This is a genomic window from Aureibaculum luteum (assembly GCF_003449015.1).
GTDB lineage: Bacteria > Bacteroidota > Bacteroidia > Flavobacteriales > Flavobacteriaceae > Aureibaculum > Aureibaculum luteum.
The window spans coordinates 279,461-302,802 of sequence record NZ_QRGD01000004.1; the positions used below are offsets into that span (position 1 = coordinate 279,461).

The following is a 23,342-nucleotide window of genomic DNA, read 5'->3' on the forward strand; positions in this document are numbered from 1 at the left end:
AAAAATTTTATAATTTTCCGTTATAAAAGCTTTTATTATTCTGCCTGATGTCTTGAAATTACACCCATAAACCGACTGCCGTATTTATCTATTTTCACTTTTCCTGCCCCTTGAATTTGTTTAAAATCTGCATTAGATTTAGGAAGCTTTTTTTCCATATCTTTTAAACTTGCATCACTAAAAATGATATATGCAGGAACCTTTTCTTCCTTTGCAATAACCAATCGTAGTTCTCGTAGTTTCTGAAATAAATTAGATGGGGCCTTTGATGTAACCACCTTGTCCTCTATTTTATCCTCTAGCTTGGGTAAAATAGCTAATTGCACTTTTTTATCTTTAAATAAAACTTTCTTTGCTAAAGGTGTCAAAACCAAACGTCCATTTTCGTGAAAACGGATTTCTAAAATACCTTGATTAATCATCTGTATTACATATTGCTGCAGGTCAACCCACGAAGTATCCTTGATTGTTCCGTAGGTTTTAATATTCTGATACCCTTTTTCTAATACTTGTGCATTTTGAGCACCACGTAATACATCAATTACCATTCCCGTTGCTTCTTGTTCATTTAATCGGGATACTGCAGAGCATACTTTTTTAGTTAAAACAGTACCATCAAAATAATTAGGTGGTGATGTACAAATATCACAATTTCCACAATTTTCGGTAAAGTGTTCACCAAAATAATTGAGAAGAGCAATTCTTCTACAACTTAGAGCCTCTGCAAACTGTTGCATTCTTTCGAGTTTGGCAATTTGATATTCTTCATTAGAACTGCCTTTAGCAAATTTCCTAAGCATTACCACATCAGCATAACTATAGAACAACAAATTATCTGCTGGAAGTCCATCTCTACCACCACGACCTATTTCTTGATAATAGCCTTCAATATTTTTTGGCATATTATAATGGATAACCCAACGCACATTACTTTTGTCGATGCCCATACCAAATGCAATAGTTGCTGCAATTATTGGCGTTCTGTCATTGATAAAATCCTCTTGAATACTACTACGTTCGTCAGCTGATAAACCAGCGTGATAGGCTTTCGCCTTAAATCCGTTACTATTTAACTTAGATGCTAATTTTTCTGTGCTTTTTCTACTTAAACAATAAATAATACCACTTTCATCAGGACGAGAATCTAAATATTTTAAAATTTGATCTATTCTATTATTACCTGGCCGCACTTCTAAATACAGATTTTTTCTATCGAAAGAAGACAAATGTACTTCAGCTTCTGGTATATTTAATTGTGTAACAATATCTTGTTGCGTTGCACTATCTGCCGTAGCCGTAAATGCGGCAATTGATGTATTGGGAAACTGTTTTTTTAAATGTCCTAATTTAGTATAGGCAGGTCTAAAATCGTGCCCCCAAGAAGAGATACAATGAGCTTCATCTACTGCAATTAGGCTAATTTTTATTGACGCAAAATGGGGTATTAAGTTTTGTAAACTTTCAGGAGCCACATATAATAATTTTAACTCTCCAACCTGCAGCTTTTTAAGTGTCTCATTTTGTATGTAACTTTCTTGACTACTATTATAATACGAAGCTGATATTCCGTTTGCCAATAAGGAATCTACTTGATCTTTCATCAAAGCAATTAAGGGCGAAATTACAATAGTTGTGCCAGAAAGTGCTAAGGCAGGTAACTGAAAGCAAATCGATTTTCCACCACCAGTGGGCATAATGGTCATTACATCTTTTCCAGATAAAATATCATTGATAATACTTTCTTGTTGAGGTCTGAAACTGCTATACCCAAAATGAGTTTTTAAAAGGTTTAAAGTCGTTTTTGCGGTTATCATTATTGTTTTATGCTATTTTGTGTTTAATGGGTTTATATATCCTATTTCCGTTACCTTTTCACCATAAACACTTTTATAATGCTTATTTGTGATAATAATAAAATTTTGGGATTTTTTTCTGGATTCAAAGGTACTAATTTCAGAGTTGTTTCCTAAGTTTCATGTCAATTGTACTTTGTTTTAATGCGTTTAAAATATTTGTTTTATAAAAATAACAGTTAAGATGCACCTCTACAGGCCTTAATGCTCTTTTTTAATTTTTTGAAATACTTTTTTTCGATTTTTTCTCTGCAGACATAGAACTTCTTAAAAATAGTATTCGGCTGATAACTAATTACATTCGTTTTTAGCAGAATGTACTCAATTATTCATAGCCGGAAATACATGTATTAATTTATGGACTGAAACCGTACTGAGACATTTTAAAACGATCTTCGGTTCACCTGATTGAAACGCTAATGTGATTTTACATTTGAATTGAAATTCCAAAACAATATATTTGCTCAGAATTTTACTCAAACAATTGTGCAAAAATATTTTCAACACTTTTCTACTTCTATAAACGAAATTGAACTTCCTAGTAAGTTTACCTTTCCATTTTATTATGAACCTCACCCTTTGTGCAAATTAGCCGCAAACGAAGTGCAAAATTATTTAAAAACACAAACCGATTTTCAACATAATTTCGGGTTAGACACTTCTAAAAAAGGATTGGTTATAGGAAAAATGTTTGGAGTGTTGGTGGTAGAAAATCATCAAAACGAAATAGGATATATCACAGCAGTTTCAGGGACGTTGGCAGAAAAAAATAGCCATAAGAAATTTGTTCCACCTGTTTATGATATGCTCACTAAAGATTCCTATTTTCTGCAAGAAAAAAAGGCTTTAAACACCATCAATATAGCTTTAGAAAATTCATTAAACAATACTGAGTATTTAGATTTATTAGTTCAATATAAATCTGAAAATAAAAAAGCAGCTATTGATATTAGAGAAAAAAAGGAGGCGTTAAAGGCGGCTAAAATAAATAGAGACTTACAAAGAAGAAAAGCAAAATCCGAATTATCATCAGAGGCTTATGCTAATTTTGAAGAAACATTAAGTAAAGAAAGTTTAGAATCAAAATATTTTTTCAATAATGTAAATCGCTATTGGGCATATACCTTAAGACCTATCAAAGATAAACTTTCGGTTTTTACCACAAAAATATCACAATTAAAAGAGCAACGTAAAGCCAAATCAATAGTATTGCAACAGTATTTATCTGAACAGTATCACTTTTTAAATTCAAAAAAGGAAGTCAAAAATTTAACCGATTTATTTGCCGAAACTTCTGTGGAAAATTTACCAGCTGGCTCTGGAGAATGTGCCGCACCTAAATTATTACAATTTGCTTTTTTAAACAATTTTAAACCTATTGCAATGGCTGAATTTTGGTGGGGACAATCACCAAATAAAGAAATAAGAAAACACCAACAATTTTATCCAGCTTGTCAAGGAAAGTGCAAACCTATTTTAACACATATGTTATCGGGTATTGATATGGATACAAATCCATTATTAAAAAACCCTGCTATTGGTAAAGAACTTGAAACTATATTTGAAGATGAAGAGTTAATTGTTGTTTACAAGCCTGCTGAGTTTTTATCGGTACCTGGCATCCACATTAAAGATTCGGTATATAGCCGAGTTAAGCAACAAGTAAAAAATATTTCCGGACCAATTATAGTACATCGATTAGACATGTCTACTTCTGGTATATTAGTACTCGCAAAGAACAAAAAAGCTCACAAAAATCTACAAAGTCAGTTTATAAACAAAACGGTACACAAACGTTATACAGCATTGTTGGACGGAATTGTAAATGGAAATAACGGAACAATAAAATTACCTCTTCGAGTTGATTTAGATGACAGACCAAGACAGTTGGTCTGTTTTGAACACGGGAAACCTGCAGAAACAAATTGGGAAGTTATTGAACGAAAAAATGGAAAAACGAAAATACACTTCTACCCTATTTCTGGACGTACACATCAATTACGGGTACATGCTTCTCATTCATTAGGCCTAAATACTACTATTGTTGGTGATGATTTATATGGAAAAAAATCTAATCGATTGTATTTACATGCAGATACATTAGAGTTTTCACATCCTACAAATAAGCAAAAAATGATATTTCATAAAAAAGCCGAATTTTAATAATCGCTCCTTTTTCATTTTAATTAAAAGATCATGTTATAAAGAGCAAAACGCATAATGTAGCTACTATTCATTCTCAAACCTCTAGCCGTAATTAACTTTTATAAGAGCAATTAATTCAGCTTATTTATTAACTTTGAAATATTAACAAAGTTAGACATCAAATCTATTATAATTAAAAGAACTAATTGAGTGTAGCACTCTAAAACAAAAACTTACCGAAAAATTCGCTAATGATATAGATTTGTTTAAAAATGAAAATAACATAACTGAGAACACATTAACACATGACATTTCAAAAGGAAAATATAGTCTAATTAAATTTGATATTTCGGACTATAAAGCGGGTTTAGTTTTCATACAAAAGCAAAAATTAAAAAAGATTCAGATATGAAAACTTATGGTGCCGTTTTTATCAAATAAAAAAATATTAGTTAATTATGAATAAAAAAATATTATTACCAATTATTATTTTTCTTCTCTGTGCCTCTTGTTACAAGTCAATAGCACAATCAAAAAAACCAAATATTATCCTAATTTATGCAGATGACTTAGGCATTGGGTTGCTTAGCCATGAAGGACAAAGAATTATTAAAACACCCAACATAGACAAATTGGCCCAAGAAGGAATTCGTTTCGAGCGGGCATATTCGAATATGCTATGTGCACCAGCAAGAGCTTCACTTATCACAGGTTTTCACGATTCCCATCAAAAAAGATTCCAGATAACAAATGGAGGTGCCTATATTAATGCGGAACCATCTTCTTTAAATGAAATTGAAGAAACCATAAATAAAAAGTTATCTCCAATACCTAACAGACAAGTTTTTCTAGGAGAAGTGGCACAAAATAGGGGGTATAAAACAGCTCAATTTGGTAAATTGGAATGGGGTTTTTCTGCTACAGACAAACAAATGAAACGACATGGTTGGGATTATTATCTTGGTTACCTAGATCATTTAAGGGCACATGGATTTTATCCTCCATTTCTATTTGAAAATGGTAAAATGATAAATATAAAAGGGAATACTCTCAATAATTCCGGAAAATCTGGAGAGCCTGAAACTCCAAAAACTTTTAAAGAACGGTGGAACATGAAGGGTAAAGAAATGTATTCTCAGAACATCTTTATGGATAGCATTATAAAGTTTATTGATACTAATAAAGATAATCCATTTTTTCTATATTTTCCAACTCAACTACCACATGGTCCCGTTTCTATACCCAAAGTACACCCCGATTTCATTAATAATAATCGATTAACTCAAATTGAAAAAGAATACGCGTCTATGGTTAAACTTTTGGATGATAATGTAGGCCAAATTCTATCAAAACTTAAAGAGCACAATCTTAATGAGAACACTATTGTAATTTTTACTGCGGATAACGGGCATGAAATATATTATAGTAAATCAGGGAGAACTCTTAAGCCTTATACAAATATGCAAACTGGAGAACGTTTTGATGATTATGAACGAAAATACTACAGCAATTTAGCAGGTGATGTTTTTAATGGTAATGGAGGTCGAGCTGGATTAAAAAGAAGTAATCTTGAAGGAGGAATCAATGTACCCTTAATTGTTAGATGGCCAAAAGCGATCCAAAAAGGAAGAGTTAGCAAGAGACTTATAGCTAATTATGATATTTTAGCTACCATTGCAGAAATAACAGGATATTCTAAGAAGTATAAAACTGATGGTCTTTCATTCTATGATGAATTGATTCAAAAAAGTAATAAACATGAACACGACTTTGTAGTATACTCTTCTTATTTAGGCCCTACACTTATTACTAAGAACGGATGGAAAATAAGGACCTATTTAAAAAATAATGCATTTGAATTATATTTCTTACCTGATGATTTTAGAGAAGAAAAAAATTTATCAAAAGATTTTCCTGAGAAATTAGACGAACTTAAAAGTAAACTTTTAATTGCCTGTGACGGAGATTTTTATAATGGTCTATACAAGTAAAAAAAGGGTTGAAATAGCTCTAATAACATATTGAATTAGAAATATTCATTTCTTTATCAATAGATTACTTCTTTAATTTTGATCAAGATACTCTCTTTCTTTAGCTTTAGTTAAAGCCTGTATTAAAAGTATTTTGCCAACATTCTCAATCTCTAAGAGCCGAAAAAAATGTAATTTAATTATTAATCGAAATAAGATTGCAGATATATTTAGACTTGCAAACACCAAATATTGTACATAAATTATCATCCCAATCTGACTTTCAAGGAATTTTAACCTGTTGTCATAATTTAAGGGTGGAAATATTAAAATAACACAATGAGTATAGAAAAAGCATATAATATTTGGGCTAACCAATATGATACAAATAAAAATCGAACAAGGGATTTAGATCAAATAGCTACCATTGAAACATTAAGCAACTATGAATTTGAAAATGTATTAGAGCTAGGTTGCGGAACAGGAAAAAATACAAATTGGTTATTAAAAAAAGCCAACCGAATAATTGGGCTTGATTTTTCACAAGAAATGTTGACTAAAGCAAAAGAAAAAATTATTAGTGAAAAAGTGATTTTCAAAAAAGCTGATTTAACTGAAAATTGGGATATTGACAATAACTTTGCAGACCTTATAACCAGTAGCTTAACACTTGAACATATCATAGACTTAGACCATATTTTTAATGAGGCAAATAAGAAATTAAAGAAAAATGGATTATTTTTTATAAGTGAATTACATCCTTTTAAACAGTACTCTGGAAGTAAAGCACGATATGAAACTGAAAGTGAGACTCAGGAACTAGAAGTATATATTCATCATATATCAGAATATATTGAAAATGCTAAAAATAATGGATTAAAATTAGTGGAAATAAAAGAATGGTTTGATAAAAAAAATGAAAACGAACTTCCTAGATTAATTTCCTTTGTCTTTGAGAAATAAACTCTAATACAAACCTAAAACTGAAGTGAATTATCAGCTTGACTTTAACCTATGGTTCATATAAAGCAATTAGAAAAAGACACTCTACACTTGTAAATGAGGAAAAAAACATATTAAATACTTTAGATCGTAATTATAAATAAGTGTTTTCAAATACAAAAAAAGCAACCACAACAATGCTTTTAAAATTTGTTAAATTCAATAAAATAGCGTAAATTAAGACACTAAAATCTTAAATTTAAACAACTTATAAATTAAGTTTTAAAATCAGCAATTATTTATATAATAAGTAATTAACTATTATTTACAGGAGTTATAACTCATTTCATTGCATCTTTTTTTTCAGTAATTGATTTTATTGTATCTCCTTTTTAAACTGTTAAAGCATCTGCTGTTTTGTAAAATGAGAATAATCAATTAAACTGGTTACGCTCACATAAGTTGCTTTACAAGTTGTGTATATACGTAATTTATACAATTACAATTTTCTATAAATTATACTTATAGTTAAATAAGATATGAACATTATCGATTGATAATTACAACTAAGAATTAGGCTAGTTTTGGTACACAAAAAAAAAATTAAATCTTTATAACTTTTAATATGGAAAATAATAAATCAGATAATGAAAGTAAATGCCCAGTAAATCATGGACAAGTAAGAGGTGCTGTTCTTTCTGAAGCGAATAATTCTTCGTCAACAGGCAAGTGCCCAGTAATGCACGGAGGAAATACTACTACAAAAGAATCTGTTATGGATTGGTGGCCTAATGCACTGAATCTCGACATTTTACATCAACATGATACTAAAACAAATCCTTTAGGTCAAGATTTTAATTATCATGAGGAACTAAAAAAATTAGATATTGAGGCATTAACTAAAGATATGCATGCTTTAATGACTGACAGTCAAGAATGGTGGCCAGCAGACTGGGGGCATTACGGAGGTTTATTCATACGGCTGTCTTGGCACTCGGCTGGATCGTACCGTATTTCTGATGGTCGTGGTGGTGGTGGCTCAGGTAATCAGCGTTTTGCACCTTTAAATTCTTGGCCAGACAATGTTAGTTTAGATAAAGCAAGAAGATTATTATGGCCCATCAAGAAAAAATATGGAAATAAAGTAAGTTGGGCCGATTTAATTGTTTTGGCAGGTACTATTGCTTATGCAGATATGGGCTTAAAAACCTTTGGTTTTGCTTTTGGGCGAGAAGATATTTGGCATCCTGAAACAGATACCTATTGGGGAGCAGAAAAAGAATGGCTAGCACCAAGTGACGAACGTTATGATAGTGTAGACAAACCTTCAACTATGGAAAACCCTTTAGCTGCAGTACAAATGGGGTTAATTTATGTGAACCCAGAAGGAGTTAACGGAAAACCAGATCCATTAAAAACAGCGGCTCAAGTACGTGAAACTTTTGAACGTATGGCTATGAATGATGAAGAAACTGTGGCTTTAACGGCAGGCGGACATACAGTAGGGAAAACACATGGTAATGGCGATGCTAGTATTTTGGGACCAGAACCTGAAGCTGCAAATGTAGAAGCACAAGGTTTAGGTTGGCACAACCCTAATAAATCAGGAAAAGGTCGCGATACAGTAACAAGCGGACTTGAAGGAGCATGGACTACACACCCTACTAAATGGGATGGTGGATTTTTTGAAATGTTGTTTAAACACGAATGGGAGTCAGTTAAAAGTCCTGCTGGTGCTTGGCAATGGGAACCTATAAGTATAAAAGAGGAAGACAGACCTGTAGATGTTGAAGATTCAAGTATTCGTCATAACCCAATGATGACTGATGCCGATATGGCCATGAAAGTAGATCCTATCTATAAAGAGATCTCATTAAAATTTATGAACGATCAACACTATTTTTCAGATACTTTTGCTCGTGCTTGGTTCAAATTAACGCATAGAGATATGGGACCAAAAGCAAGATACTTTGGTACTGATGTGCCAAAAGAAGATTTAATTTGGCAAGATCCAATTCCTGCAGGAACTGCTGATTATAATGTAGCAGCTGTAAAGAAAAAAATTAGTTCATCTAATTTATCTATTTCAGAAATGGTAGCTACAGCTTGGGATAGTGCTCGTACCTTCCGTGGTTCAGATATTCGCGGTGGAGCCAATGGCTCTCGTATTCGCTTAGCTCCACAAAAAGATTGGGAAGGAAATGAACCAAAGCGTTTAGCTCATGTTTTATCTGTTCTAGAGCCTATTGCTGCTGAATCTGGTATTAGTATTGCTGATACCATTGTTTTAGCTGGTAATGTTGGTATTGAAAAATCTGCTAAAGCCGCAGGTTTTGATATTAACGTTCCATTTGCACCAGGTCGTGGAGATGCTACTGATGAAATGACAGATGCAGCATCTTTTGAACCTTTAGAACCTTTAGCCGACGGCTATCGAAATTATAGTAAAAAGGACTATGTTGTAAGTCCCGAAGAATTAATGCTAGACCGAACACAACTAATGGGACTAACCGCACCAGAAATGACAGTGCTTGTTGGTGGTATGAGAATGTTAGGTACAAATTATGGCAATACAAAACATGGCGTTTTCACAGATACCGTTGGTAAATTAACGAATAACTTTTTTGTGAACTTAACGGATATGTCAAACACATGGAAACCATTAGAAAAAGGACTTTATAATATTTGTGACCGTAAAACTGGAGCAGTAAAATGGACAGCCACACGTATGGATTTAGTGTTTGGTTCTAATTCCATTTTGCGTTCCTATTCTGAAGTTTACGCACAAGACGATAACAAAGAAAAATTTGTGAATGATTTTGTAAATGCATGGGTAAAAGTTATGAATGCAGACCGGTTCGATTTAAAATAATATAAAGCAACAGCTTTTTATTAATAAGAGCTGAGATTATATTCAATAACAATAATAGCCCACATAACATTTGTAGAAAACTACTATTTTCTACTTATTTGTGGGCTTCTTTTATTTTAAAAACGATAACCACAAGTTATGTAATGTTTAATATCTTAACTTTAAGATAATTGCAATTAGTCAGAATAATTATACCTGATTGAACCAGGTTAATTTATATTATATTGGTCCTCTAACCAAATAATTCTTTATTATCCACATTTAAATTCTCCATAAAAGCAATACTTTTTGATATAAAGTTGTGTAACACACAATCTTCTTTTATAAAATGCACATCCATTCTATACATACTTAAAAAAGATTCTAAAAATTCAGAAGTTTTTAAGGGCCTTCGAAATTCCATAGCTTGCGATGCATTTAATAATTCAATTGCTAATATTGTTTCTAAATTATCTACTATTCTTTTGGTTTTGTAGCAGCATTAGCTCCCATACTCACTCGGTCTTCTTGCCCGTTACTAGAAACTATTGAATCTACAGAAGCTGGTGTTGCCAATTGTTTATTCTGACTTACTATACTTGCTGCAGTATATTGCGGAATCATAAGTCCTGAATTTAATCCGGGATTAGACACTAAAAATGCAGGCAAACCACGTAAACCAGATACTAGTTGAAAAGTTCTACGTTCTGAAATATACATTTAATAATGCCTTTGCACATTCTCCTATACTGCTATAGGCTCTAGAAGCATCTCGAAAAAAACCACATTTTTGTTATATTTAAACTTTAACCTTAGTCTAAAAAAATTAATGGAAAAATAGATTGAAATCACAGTACTCATTAACCAAAGACTCATTAAAATTATGAATACAACATTTTTTTCAAAGGTAACTTGTAGTGTATCTTATCTGTCAAAAAATAAGCCTAGAATTTAATTTTGGAAAAACAATATCAGACCTGATTTTAGTTCGGAGCCACGAATTAATTTTTAAAGCCGCTCTAATAATTCCAAAAATTATTTGGATAATGTTTCATAAAAAATGTTTTAATTATAATTTTCTCATAGGATAAACCATTTAAAAATTATTCTTTAGTTAAATAATTTTAAACATCAATTACACTTTCGGTAGTAACTTCTGAAATCACCTTTTCTTTTATCCCATTAACAAAATACATTTTTAATTTCCCTCTATTTTTAGCTTCAATTTCGCCTCGGTATTTACAGACAAAATCATCTTTTATCAAGTTATATGTATTCTCAGAAATGTTAATTCTTCCTGGCTCGCCCATTGACTCCATTCGTGAGGCTACATTTACGGTATCACCCCAAATATCGTAAGCAAATTTTGTACTACCTACTACTCCCGCCACTACTGGACCTGTATTGATTCCAATCCTGATATCAAAAATTTTTTCAGCGGCCTCTTCATTTTTTTTAGTCTGTGCTACAAATTCAGCAATATCAAAAGCAGCCCTTATCATCTTTTGTGCATGATCTACTGTTGGAAATGGTAAACCACCAGCACACATATAGGCATCTCCAATGGTCTTGATTTTTTCTAAACCATAACTTTTAACAATCTCATCAAATTTTGAAAAGTAAAATCCAATCGTTTCAACCAATGCCTCAGGAGATAAATGTTCTGAATATTGAGTAAAACCCTTAAAATCTGTAAACAGTACAGTTACTGAATTAAATTGTTTGGCTTGAACTTTTCCTTTCTCTTTTAATTCTATGGCCGTTTCCTCAGGCAAAATATTCAATAATAGCTTATCTGATCTATTTTTTTCTTCTTCAATAATCTTCTTCGTCTTTTGTATAAATTTATTTCGTCGGTATAGCCCCAATGCAAGGAGAAATATCAGTCCAGCAATAATAAATGAGATATACTTCACAATTTTTTGTCTTTTCTCATTTAATGATGAAATCTCTGCCTCTTTTTCCAATAGTCCAATCTGATCCTCTTTCTTTTCCATATCAAAATCAAACTGTAAACCCCTAATTTTATCATCTGTTTCTAAGTTAAATACAGAATCTTTAAGCACAAGAAATTGAGATTGATATAGATAAGCATTTTTAAAATCATTGTTAGCTATATATGACTTTGACATACCTTTATAAATATCTCTTAATAAATCGGGTGCTTCTATTTGTTTAGCTAAAAATTCAGCGTCTTTATAATAAGTTATTGCTTTTGAAAAATCAATTTGTTGATAAACATCACCAAAAGCGATTAAAGATAGTAAAACTTGAAGTTGCTGATTATCACCTAAAGAAGATTCATAGGCTTCATTTAAATAGGCTATTGCCAATTCATTATTTCCTCTTTTAAACTGAACTTGTCCTAACAATAGATTTAATTGGTTTTTCTGATAAGATGTATTATTTAAAGTGAGGGCTTCTAAATAAAAATTAAGAGATTTTTCATAATCTCCTTGTTTAAAATAAATCTCACCAACTCCCATGAGGTAGGTGGTTGTTACTTCATCGTTATTTAATGGTGTTAAATAAGGTTTTAATTGATTATAATAATTTAAGGCTTTATCATAATTTTTTACACCGTCACTGTAAGCTCCTCCAATATTAACAAGGGCAGTGGTTATCCTTAGTGTATCTTTTAAGTCTTCAGAAATATTCAAGGATCTTAAATAATAATCTAATGCTTTATCATAAACCCCTTGACTATAAAAAACGGCTCCCAGATTATTTACCATATTGGCGATTCCCAGTGTATCTTTAATATTTTCAAAAATTTTTAAAGATTCTGTCCAATTATCTAAAACCTGTAAATAATTTCCCTGGTAATATTCAGCCAAACCTATACTTTTTTGTGCATAGGCCTTACCTTTCAAAAAACCCAATTGATCTGCTAATTCATTGGCCTGTTTTGAAAAGACCAAAGAACCTGCAATATCTTCATTGTTCAAAACCTCAATACTCAGGGCATTGAGGTTTTTGACAAGACTAGTATCCTTTTTTGAAGAGTCGACAATTTGTTTTAAGCTGTCAATTATACTTGTTTGACCTAAGGCATGCATTGAGATGAAGCAAACCAGTCCTATTACAACACTTCTATTTAACATCTTCCTAATCATATTTTAAAAATCTAGTTTTTAATTATATTATAGGTACTTACACCATTTTTGAGGATAATTCTCACTATATAAATTCCGTCGGGGTAAGACCTCATGTCAACTTTTATTTCATTTTTATTCTGTTTTAGTTTCTTATACTTGTACAAATTACCATAAACATCATAAATAAATATTTCGCATTTTTTAGATTTCTTATTCTCTATGGTTAAGGTAGTTTGCACTGGATTAGGGAACAGTTTAAACTTACCATCTTCTTCATAGTTTGTTGCATCATCGTGGTCATCATAATCATTCTCACTATCACAGTGGCCTAAACTATCCCCATGATTTAAGTGAGCCTGTACTGCACTTATTGGTATACATTTTGTTTTACCTTTATGACAAATCACTACCCTCTGATGTTCATCATCATTATATTCATTACAATGACTTCCATGATGACTGTGACTGTGATGGCCTTGATTATTGTGAGCATGGTTATGATGGTGATCATTACAATATTCATATACGACCGGCTCATTAATTGTTAATTTCGCTTCAACACCGTATTCAATAGTATAATTTTGAGGGTTGGCAATCTTAATACTGAACTCTCCAACATCACCAATTTCATACTCCTTGCCACTGGCGTTAATTAAGACATAAGGAATTCCGTCAGGGAAAACCGTTTCTATTGTCTCGTCAAATACAAAACCGCTTAATTCGGTCTGAATAACAGAAAAATCAACAGGCTTGTCTTTATCAATGCTGATATCACTTATGCTTGCGTTCAGAGTTGCTGGGTTAATGGTAATTCTTCCAGCGTCATAGAAATTGTTAAAATTAGCAGCTATAGGAGCTAGAAAAGCACCTGGAAAAATATAGTGGCTCTCATCTGTTGTTACCCCTAACCCAGTAATTAAATTCATAGAATAAAATTTAGAAATTGTACGGTCTTCAATACCTGTCGGGGCATCTTCTGCATCAACAATAACAAAAGTTGAAGTGTAATCATTGAGATTATCTTCTCCTCCTAAATTGCTAGAATTGACTAATGCTTGAAACTTGTTTGGTATCCCTAAATCAACTAAACCAGCAAACAAATCTTCTGCATTTACTAGTGCCTGGAATTTATTTAATAATGCCTGAAAATGATTGGTTGTTCCGTCATTACTAGCATCTATATAATCTGTAAAGTGCTCAATATCTAAATTTATAACATTCATATCATTTACCAGAGCTTGGAAACGATTTTGAATGGTCCGTTCAGAAGACATCCAACTACCTCCATTTAATAAATTTAAAATATCATAATCATTGACCAAGGCTTGAAATTTATTAATCAATGCCAGTGTATTGTCTGGATAGAAGTCAGTTTGATGTGCATTTTCAATGGCTGCTAAAAATAGAGTACTATCTGAAATACCATTAGGATTATATTCATATTTTAAACTGACGGTAATGGGCTCACCATATGTGTAAGTACCATCTTCAGGTGTAATAAGGAGGTCTCGTTTTGAAACAGCCAAAATGCCGTCAATAAAATTTATCTGAAATAATTCAAGCTGATCGTCGGTCAAAGGGGTTTCAAAATCAGGTGTAATAATATAATTATTTACATCCGGAAAAGGAAAAACAGCTGGACTTGTAAATACAATTGGTGGTAGACCAAGCGATTCAAAGGTTACTCCATCTTCAAGGCCTTCTACTGAAAAGCTCATTTCTATGTCATCGCCAAAAAGCACATCAACATCGTCTGCTATTACATTAAGGGCAATTTTACCATCAAAAAAGAAGATTGGGTCAGAATCGCCTCCATCGCTACCTCCAGGGCTAATACCAGTTGTCGTTACGATTAATGGAGGGTTGCCAACAAAGGGCTCTAAATTTGCAGTAATTTCAGACTCGCTAACAAGTACAGCTTCAATCTCAACCCCATTAAATAAAACCTTGAAGGAAGGTACATCTTCGCCTTCGACACTTATGGTTTGAGATTTCGGAAAGAACTTCCCAACAATAGTAACTTCTAAGGAATCTGCACTTGGTACTTTCCCTTCTTCAGGTACTAGCTCTATTAGTTTGGCAGTTTGTGTTGCTATTTGCTTGAATGCATTATTGGCATCAATTAAACCTGCACCAGCCTGTTCAACCTGCCCGAATATTACTGCTGATTGCTTAAATAAATCTAAATCAGAAATAGGAAGGCCATCTGGATACCAAGAAGCTTTCGCTGATTGCAGTAAGGCCATAGCTCCTGCTACATGTGGAGCAGCCGCTGAAGTCCCGAAAAAATTAGTAAATCCGTCATCATCAATATCTTGTCCAATTGAACTAACATTGGTATTTACTCCGTCTGGTGCTGAAAGATCAACCTCAGTGGAACTTTGGTTAGATAAATTACCTGCCTTTGAAGAAAAAAACTGGGATTCGGGATTTTGAGTCTCTCGGTAATCAACCGCTCCTACCGTAATAGCATCAGGAGTCATTGCATGGCCACTTACTGTAGGTGCACCGGCATATTCTAAAAATTCTAATCCGGTAGATCTGAATGCTATGATTCTAAAGGGTAAGTTCGGACTTGGATTGGTACTTGCGTTGGTGATCATAATATTGGCCTCGCCAGTTCCGGTAGCCTGAAAAAACATTATTTCAGTTGGGTCTCCCAGATCATTAACTCTGTTATTCCCTACAATCAGACGCCCCTCTTCATCGACCAAATAAAAATCGAGGTCATCAGTAGCCCCTGAACTATTTTCTTGTGAAGCAAGGTCTTCATCCCATTGCAGTACAAGCATATAAACGCCTGTAACTACAGAGATTTTTTGAATTATATCTTGAGACCCATCAGGGTTAGAACCAAATACATGTACTTTTTGAAAACTGTCTTCAGGAAGAAAATTCGTTTGAGGAACATTTGTTGAAGCATTGAACGTACTTTGATATCCTTTATCTGAAAAATTACCCGCAGAAGTAATATAAGAATTCCCGGGTATACTCGTAAAACCCTGTATTGCCTGTGCAATTTTTCCTTGGTCAAAAAAGGGTTCAGCTGGAAAGGTAATATCATCAACAATCACAGTACAACCCACATCTTGTAAAGCTTTTATACCGAGTTCAAAATCCCTTGGCGATACCACTCCTGTATGAAAGGCAAGTTCGGCCCCTGGTGCAACATCATGTATAATCTGCAACATAGCCCTTCCTTCATCAAACCCATCACCAAAAGGGAATTCTTTTAAAACTTCAACCTCACTCAAATATCCGTTCGGGTTCAAAAGCCCCGGTAAGTCACCATTTTCAACATCTACCTCAGCCTTTGACTTTCCAATAAAAGGTTGGGTGTTATAACTGTCAGATAACACTCCAATTTTTATACCCGTTCCATCAACAGCGGCAACCTTACCATTTCTGATAACTCTATACGAATCGCGAACTAGATTAGTTTTTTGAGCCTCATCACCTTGTGAAGTTACAATTCCTGTATTATTAACATTTGGGCTCAATACCCTAACAAAGTTTATGATTTGTGAAGCGGGAGGTAAATTAAGTTCAAGTAACCTGTTTATAGGGAAATATACATCAATAGTTGAAATACCTTCATTAACAATTTGAGCAGGAGAAATGATAAAGTCAGTTAAATTAGGATTTGTATTATATGTTAGAGCGTAATCGGATTGAAGCAGGTTTAAAACTGCTTGTAATTGCCCAACTTTTGGAATCACTTCTACCAATACTTTGTTGGCCTTGATTTGATATATCAATGGTGACGGTATAGTACCAGCATTTCCTGCAGCCAAAGCATTAAGATCCAGGCCTAGAACAACCTCTGTTTTTCCATCGCCTTGATCATATAAAGGGAAGATTACACCCGCCTTTTCAACCGAACATAGATTACTGCTTTGTGAAGCTTGTGCAGTCCTACTTTGTCCACCTGAGCTTTGCACTGTCCATTCAACATCTTCACCCCTCATGAATTGCCTACTAAAAACATTTTCTACAGTGCCAGGTTCAAAGCTTAGAATGCCATTTTGCTCATAAGAAGTACTACTACCTGTATTGTGGTTTATTAAACTACTACCCTCGTCAAGAGTAATTGCAACTTCATTGGGATTATAGTAGCCAAAAGTGGCACTAAAAAGGTCATTTCCAAGATCTTTAACACACACCTCGAGTTCAATCGGTTCATCAACAATATCAACATCGGCAACTATACAACTTACTAAAAACGAATCTCCATTTTCTTCGCCAGCATTAGGGTCTGGAGAATATATACTAATTGATATATTATCAATATTTCCAGGAACATCCTCTAAAACGTACTCACCCAAAAAGAATGAATTTCCTAAATTATAGGTTGTTTCTTCAATATGTTTAACGATTGATCCCGCGGTAATATCTATAATTGCATTTCGATTTCCTGCATCCAATTCCGTTATCGGAATCTTTATGGTTACATTACGGGTTGCAACAGCCGTTTCAATTGGAATATTAAAAACATAAGGGTCATCAGCACCATTGTGATAAAAGAATACAACTTCTGGACTGATAAAACTCTTATAGGTAGCATTGGGAATGTTTCTAAAAATATGGGCATAAAAAGAATGAACTCTTTCAGTATCTGTACTAATCATGTCTATACCACCAACATCAGCAGAATTAAAAATTGATGAAAAATAACCAATACTTTGTGATGGATAGCCCTTTTGAACGATTGATGAAGCTCCATTCCAAGTTGAAGAAGGTCCTTCGTTAGAATCATTAAATAATACTGTTGAAGCTGCGGGAATTCCACCTGCCCCCTTATAAATGGAGGCAACATTAACATGATCAATATTATCAATAGCTGTTAAATTTAGATTAGAATTAGGATTACCATAAGTACCCATACCTATTATATCGATGACTTGAGCGTTAGTAACACTTACTAAAGATATTGCAATAACCAATAATAGAATTTTCTTTTTTATATTGGTGACTTTAAGGTTGACTAATCCGAAAAAAGAAACTTTTGATGGACGCATAGCGTAGTAATTTTTCATAGCAGGTGAGGCTTGTCTAATTGCATTTTGCTTATCATTCTAGAAATAAACTACTGCAAGAGGGGTTATAGAATATCAAATTACGCACTTTTATTAAACCATCATAATAACCAAGGACGAGTGCCCCTTTTCCATTACCAAAGGATGGATTTTATTTATCGAGGTATTATTTTGTAAGTAATAATACTCTTTATGATATCTCAATTCATTTGAAAATAGTGGAAATTTGCAGTCTAAAAAGTTATGAAAATGATTGATAAAACTTGATTAACACCAATTTGTATAATACACTATCTAATTAATGCAAAGTGAGTCTGTAAGTAATGATATAATTAGGCATCAAATAATTCTTTATTATCCACATTTAAATTCTCAATAAAAGCAATACTTTTTGATATAAAGTCGTGTAACACACAATCTTCTTTTATAAAATGCACATCCATTCGATACATACTTAAAAAAGATTCTAAAAATTCAGAAGTTTTTAAGGGCCTTCGAAATTCCATAGCTTGCGATGCATTTAATAATTCAATTGCTAATATTGTTTCTAAATTATCTACTATTCTTTTGGTTTTTGTAGCAGCATTAGCTCCCATACTCACATGGTCTTCTTGCCCGTTACTAGAAACTATTGAATCTACCGAAGCTGGTGTTGCCAATTGTTTATTCTGACTTACTATACTTGCTGCAGTATATTGCGGAATCATAAGTCCTGAATTTAATCCGGGATTAGACACTAAAAATGCAGGCAAACCACGTAAACCAGATACTAGTTGAAAAGTTCTACGTTCTGAAATATTCCCTAATTCTGAAAGAGCAATACCGAGAAAATCTAAACCCAGTGCCAAAGGTTGACCATGAAAATTACCTCCAGATATTATAGCATCTGATGCTACAAAAATATTAGGATTGTCAGTAACCGAATTAATCTCTGTTTCTATTGTCTTTTTCACAAAATTTAAAGTGTCTTTACTGGCTCCATGAACCTGCGGCATACACCTAAATGAATAGGGATCTTGAACATGCTTTTTCTTTTGATTTATAATTTCACTATCTTCTAAAAATTCCTTAATTTTTTCTGCCGTTTTTAATTGACCATTATGTGGTCTTATGATGTGAATTAAAGTATTGAAAGGTTCTATTCTGCCATCAAAAGCATCTAAGGAAAGGGCTCCAATAACGTCTGCCAAATAAGACAGTTTATAACTTTTTAACAAGATGGAGACTCCATAAGCACTCATAAACTGGGTACCATTAAGTAATGCCAATCCCTCTTTTGCTTGTAACTCTATATTATCCCATCCAAATTTAGATAAGATTTCTTCCCCGGTAAATAATTTACCTTTATAAGTTACTTCCCCCTTACCTATTAAAGGCAAAGCCATGTGAGCCAATGGAGCCAAATCGCCCGAAGCACCTAAAGAACCCTGAGTGTAAATTACTGGAAGTATGTCATTATTATAAAAATCAAGCAACCTATTTACCGTTACCAACTGGACACCTGAATAGCCATAGCTTAACGATTGAATTTTTAAAAACAACATTAATTTAACAATAGGTTTAGGTACCTTTTCACCCGTTCCACAGGCATGTGACATTACTAAATTCTCTTGAAGAATTGTTAAATTCTTTTTAGAAATCTTAACATTATACAAGGCTCCAAAACCAGTATTAATACCATAGATAGGGTTTTTATTTTTGGCTAACTTTTCATCTAAATACAATCTACATTTGTTAATTTTTTCTACAGACTCATCTGATAAAACTAACATCATATTTGTATTTATAATCGTATCGATTATTGATAAACTTAAGTACTTACTGCTTATGCTGTGGGTTTCTGTCATTTTATTAATTGATTACTCAAAAGTAAAGAAATAAACGACACTAAATTAGATTATTCTAATTACTAAAAATTGATTGTCTTAACTAAATTTTAAGGTTTAATTGTATGGAAAATAGTATTTTCGCGACTTAAATGCAAAAAAACAGATAAAATGAATAAAATAGCAACGGTATTGGTATTATTAATCGTTATGATTTCTTGTAAAAAAGAAGAAATGGTATCTAAAGATTATGCCAAATTATCAGGAAAAGTTACAAATGTACAAGACTCTTTAATCACTATTAGCAGCAGAAATTTCAATAAAAGTATTAAAGTGAGTGATGATGGTACTTTTTCTGACACATTAAAAGTAAGCGAAGATTTTTTCATGTTAGTTCACGGTAATGCCCGAACGATTATTAGCATAAAAAATGGCGATAATTTAAATTTAAACTTTGATTCTGAAGATCTTCTAAATACAGCTGAATTTTCAGGACTGGGTGCCGGAACTAATAAATATATGGCTTCTAAAATGAAGTTGGAAGATGAATACAGTTTAAGTAACCCTTCAAGCTTTTTTGAATTAGATAAATCTCAATTCGACAAAAAAGTAAGTGCTTTATCTTCGAAGATGGAAACCCTTTTAAATAATGCTTCAGATTTAGACTCTACTTTTACTGCTCAAGAAACAGAAGGTAATAAGCGTTTTATGGAATACTTAAGTTCAAACTATGACGCTCAACATGTTATTTTTGCACCAATTGCAAAAGGCAAACCTTCACCAACTTTTAGTTACCCTAACACAAAAGGTAAATTAGTAGCTCTAGAAGATTTTAAAGGTAAATATGTATATGTTGATGTATGGGCAACTTGGTGTGGACCTTGTATTCAAGAAATACCTTCTTTAAAAACACTACATGGCGATTTTGAAAATAAAAATTTGGCCATTATTAGTTTGTCTATTGATAAAATGGCAGATCAAGAGAAGTGGAAAAAAATGGTAGCTGATAAAAACCTTACTGGAACACAAATTATGGCTGATAAAGAGTGGGAATCAGAATTTGTTAAAGGTTATGGTATTACAGGTATTCCAAGATTTATTCTTATAGGACCTGATGGCAACATTGTAGATAACAATGCTCCAAGACCATCTGACCCAGCGTTAAGAACATTATTTGCTGAATTAGAAATATAAGCACTTAAAAATACAGAATTAAAAAACCTCAAAGTAAACTACTTTGAGGTTTTTTTTTGATTTCCAATATCATTATTTAACTATCTTTACCCTATGAATTCAAAAATTATAGCTAACGGTATTTTAAGAGCCATCGCAGTAGTATTAGGTGTTGCTCTCCTACTCTATTTTTTATATATGATACAATCTGTTATCGTATACATTATTATAGCTGCTGTTTTATCGTTAATCGCTAGACCTGTTATATTTTTTTTAAGAAAAAGGTTAAAATTCCCCAATACGCTGGCGGTCATTGTAACGATGATTTTATTTATGGGATTAATTTTCGGATTAATTTCTATGTTTATTCCACTAATTAATCAACAAGGTGAAAACCTCTCCTTATTAAAATTAGACAATTTAGAATCCACTATTGAACAGCTTTTAGTTCAAGTAAATACTTATTTTTCAGAAATAGGTATCAATATTTTTGAACAACTAGAAAGTGCTGATATTTTTAAAAACTTTAAAGCTGTTCCTTATTTACTAAATACTGTAGTAAGTACAGTTGGCAGTATCAGCGTCGGTTTATTTTCCGTATTGTTTATTACCTTTTTTTTAATGAAAGACAGTCGTATTCTAAATAAAGGACTATTAACTTTAGTGCCTAAAGGCAAAGAAAGTCGTTTCCAAAAATCAATTGAAAAGATAAAAGACTTACTATCTCGTTATTTTTTAGGTTTATTATTACAAATACTTATTCTTTTTATTTTATACACGATCATATTAGTGATCTTTGGTATTGAAAACGCAATTGTAATTGCATTTCTATGTGCACTTTTAAACCTGATACCTTACATTGGACCTTTAATTGCAGGTGTTTTAATGGCCATTTTAACCATGAATAGTGATGTTACCTTAGATTTTAGAACTGAAATTCTACCTACTACTATTTATGTAATGATTGGATATTTTATTGCTCAAATGGTAGATAACTTTTTTAGCCAACCTAAGATCTTTTCAGAAGCCACAAAGGCTCATCCTTTAGAAATATTTTTAGTGATTATTATTGGTGGATTGTTGTTTGGTGTAATGGGCATGATTGTTGCCGTACCGGGTTACACAGCTATTAAGGTAATTCTTAAAGAATTCTTATCTGATAATAAAATTGTAAAATCGTTAACTAAGGATATATAGCTCCTTGCCCAAGTATAACCAAAGAAAAAAATAACCGTTATTTTTGAATTCTGCTATTTTAAATACCAAATCACAGACATTTATTAATCAAAATTTAAATGCTGATATCACCAAACTTATCTTCAAAGGAAGTCCGTTTGAAACTATTTCTATTCAAGAATTGGCAACCCAAATTGAAGCAAAAAAGAAAGCTCAACATAAATTACCTACTTGGTTCAATACAGAGAACATTTATTACCCTAATAAATTAAATATTGAACAAACCTCATCTGAAATTACGGCAAATTATAAATCGAGTCTTTTAAAAGGGGAGTCAATAATTGACCTAACAGGTGGTTTTGGTGTTGATGTATTTGCTTTTTCATATCGATTCAAAAAAGTAGTTCATTGTGAAATAAATCAAGAACTTTCTGCCATAGCAACCCATAATTACAAAGCACTTGATACGAATAACATCCAGTTAATTAATAAAGATGGAATCTCTTATTTAAAGGAAAACAAACAACAATTTGATTGGATTTATATTGACCCTTCTCGCAGGCATAATGTAAAAGGCAAAGTATTTTTATTGGAAGACTGTGAACCAAATGTTCCGGAACATCTAAACAACCTCTTTGAGTATAGTGCCAATATAATGATCAAAGTATCGCCTATGTTAGATATAACATCGGCCTTATCAGAATTAGATTTTGTAAAGGAAATCCATGTCATTGCTATTCAAAATGAGGTAAAAGAAGTATTGTTTATACTGGAGAAAGGATTCAAAAATGAGATTAAAATAAAGACTATAAATAGTAAAAAAGACACTATTGAATACTTTGACGCTAGTTGGGTAAAAAACACTCCTCCTGCTGAACTTTCTGAACCGCTCACTTACCTTTACGAACCTAACTCCCCAATTTTAAAGGCTGGCCTATTTAATGAAGTTTCACATCAATTAACTGTATTTAAATTAAATATTAACAGCCACTTATACACTTCAGAAGATTTAATTAAATTTCCTGGACGCCGCTTTAAAATCATCAATAAGATTCCCTACAACCTTAAAGAATTAAAAAACGTTTTTAAGGAAACAAATGCAAATATTACCACAAGAAATTTCCCAGAAACAGTGGTGAAAATTCGAAATAAAACAAAATTAAAAGATGGCGGAAATCACTATTTATTTTTCACAACAGATAATAAAGAGAATCTCATTGTGTTAATAACTCATAAAGTTTAAAGTTCGTACTTTTTTAATGAACCAATATT

The 23,342-nt window shown here is 32.5% G+C and carries 11 protein-coding genes and 1 pseudogene; 7 read left to right on the forward strand and 5 right to left on the reverse strand.

All coding sequences use genetic code 11. The annotated features are described in order from the left end of the window. Positions 1 to 35: 35 nt before the first annotated feature. Positions 36 to 1,814, reverse strand: coding sequence for a DNA helicase RecQ (gene recQ, locus D3P13_RS11880; RefSeq protein WP_117882666.1), 1,779 nt, complete (start codon positions 1,812 to 1,814; stop codon positions 36 to 38). Positions 1,815 to 2,339: 525 nt separating this feature from the next. Between recQ and D3P13_RS11885 the strand changes: the two genes are divergently transcribed. The 4 genes from D3P13_RS11885 (at position 2,340) to katG (ending at position 9,782) form a co-directional block, all read left to right on the forward strand. Continuing rightward, a complete protein-coding gene (locus tag D3P13_RS11885) occupies positions 2,340 to 4,016 on the forward strand; it encodes an RluA family pseudouridine synthase (RefSeq protein ID WP_232829176.1) in 1,677 nt (558 codons plus the stop codon). 440 nt (positions 4,017 to 4,456) lie between these two features. After that, positions 4,457 to 5,989 (forward strand): sulfatase-like hydrolase/transferase, encoded by a 1,533-nt coding sequence (locus D3P13_RS11890; RefSeq protein ID WP_117882668.1) that lies wholly within the window; start codon positions 4,457 to 4,459, stop codon positions 5,987 to 5,989. Between the two features lie 318 nt (positions 5,990 to 6,307). Further along, positions 6,308 to 6,931 carry a class I SAM-dependent methyltransferase gene (locus D3P13_RS11895; RefSeq protein WP_117882670.1) on the forward strand — a complete coding sequence of 208 codons (624 nt, stop codon included), beginning with the start codon at positions 6,308 to 6,310 and terminating at the stop codon, positions 6,929 to 6,931. A 604-nt stretch (positions 6,932 to 7,535) separates the two neighbouring features. After that, entirely contained in the window at positions 7,536 to 9,782 is a 2,247-nt protein-coding gene (katG, locus tag D3P13_RS11900; RefSeq protein ID WP_117882672.1) for a catalase/peroxidase HPI, read from the forward strand. Positions 9,783 to 10,014: 232 nt separating this feature from the next. On the opposite strand, the pseudogene D3P13_RS11905 reads toward katG, so the two are convergent. The 4 genes and pseudogenes from D3P13_RS11905 to hutH form a co-directional block, all read right to left on the reverse strand. Continuing rightward, positions 10,015 to 10,475: pseudogene (locus tag D3P13_RS11905) on the reverse strand (aromatic amino acid lyase); the annotation flags it as partial. 410 nt (positions 10,476 to 10,885) lie between these two features. Next, positions 10,886 to 12,865 carry an adenylate/guanylate cyclase domain-containing protein gene (locus D3P13_RS11910; RefSeq protein WP_232829177.1) on the reverse strand — a complete coding sequence of 660 codons (1,980 nt, stop codon included), beginning with the start codon at positions 12,863 to 12,865 and terminating at the stop codon, positions 10,886 to 10,888. 23 nt (positions 12,866 to 12,888) lie between these two features. Then, on the reverse strand, positions 12,889 to 17,895 hold the full coding sequence (locus D3P13_RS11915) for a S8 family serine peptidase (RefSeq protein WP_117882676.1): 5,007 nt from the start codon (positions 17,893 to 17,895) through the stop codon (positions 12,889 to 12,891). 332 nt (positions 17,896 to 18,227) lie between these two features. Beyond that, a complete protein-coding gene (gene hutH / locus D3P13_RS11920; protein WP_117882678.1) occupies positions 18,228 to 19,742 on the reverse strand; it encodes a histidine ammonia-lyase in 1,515 nt (504 codons plus the stop codon). Between the two features lie 150 nt (positions 19,743 to 19,892). Here hutH and D3P13_RS11925 point away from each other — a divergent pair, with 150 nt between their 5' ends. From D3P13_RS11925 to D3P13_RS11935, 3 genes are all read left to right on the forward strand, one after another. Then, entirely contained in the window at positions 19,893 to 20,915 is a 1,023-nt protein-coding gene (locus D3P13_RS11925; RefSeq protein WP_117882680.1) for a TlpA family protein disulfide reductase, read from the forward strand. 93 nt (positions 20,916 to 21,008) lie between these two features. Next, entirely contained in the window at positions 21,009 to 22,091 is a 1,083-nt protein-coding gene (locus tag D3P13_RS11930; RefSeq protein ID WP_117882682.1) for an AI-2E family transporter, read from the forward strand. A 43-nt stretch (positions 22,092 to 22,134) separates the two neighbouring features. Continuing rightward, positions 22,135 to 23,313, forward strand: coding sequence for a THUMP-like domain-containing protein (locus D3P13_RS11935; protein WP_117882684.1), 1,179 nt, complete (start codon positions 22,135 to 22,137; stop codon positions 23,311 to 23,313). Positions 23,314 to 23,342: the final 29 nt, after the last annotated feature.

Bases quoted from the DNA above. Each gene is read 5' to 3' on its own strand.
- katG (WP_117882672.1), top strand. From the start codon at position 7,536: ATGGAAAATAATAAATCAGATAATGAAAGTAAATGCCCAGTAAATCAT.
- D3P13_RS11890 (WP_117882668.1), top strand. From the start codon at position 4,457: ATGAATAAAAAAATATTATTACCAATTATTATTTTTCTTCTCTGTGCC.
- D3P13_RS11895 (WP_117882670.1), top strand. From the start codon at position 6,308: ATGAGTATAGAAAAAGCATATAATATTTGGGCTAACCAATATGATACA.
- hutH (WP_117882678.1), bottom strand. From the start codon at position 19,742: ATGACAGAAACCCACAGCATAAGCAGTAAGTACTTAAGTTTATCAATA.
- recQ (WP_117882666.1), bottom strand. From the start codon at position 1,814: ATGATAACCGCAAAAACGACTTTAAACCTTTTAAAAACTCATTTTGGG.
- D3P13_RS11915 (WP_117882676.1), bottom strand. From the start codon at position 17,895: ATGAAAAATTACTACGCTATGCGTCCATCAAAAGTTTCTTTTTTCGGA.
- D3P13_RS11925 (WP_117882680.1), top strand. From the start codon at position 19,893: ATGAATAAAATAGCAACGGTATTGGTATTATTAATCGTTATGATTTCT.
- D3P13_RS11910 (WP_232829177.1), bottom strand. From the start codon at position 12,865: ATGTTAAATAGAAGTGTTGTAATAGGACTGGTTTGCTTCATCTCAATG.
- D3P13_RS11930 (WP_117882682.1), top strand. From the start codon at position 21,009: ATGAATTCAAAAATTATAGCTAACGGTATTTTAAGAGCCATCGCAGTA.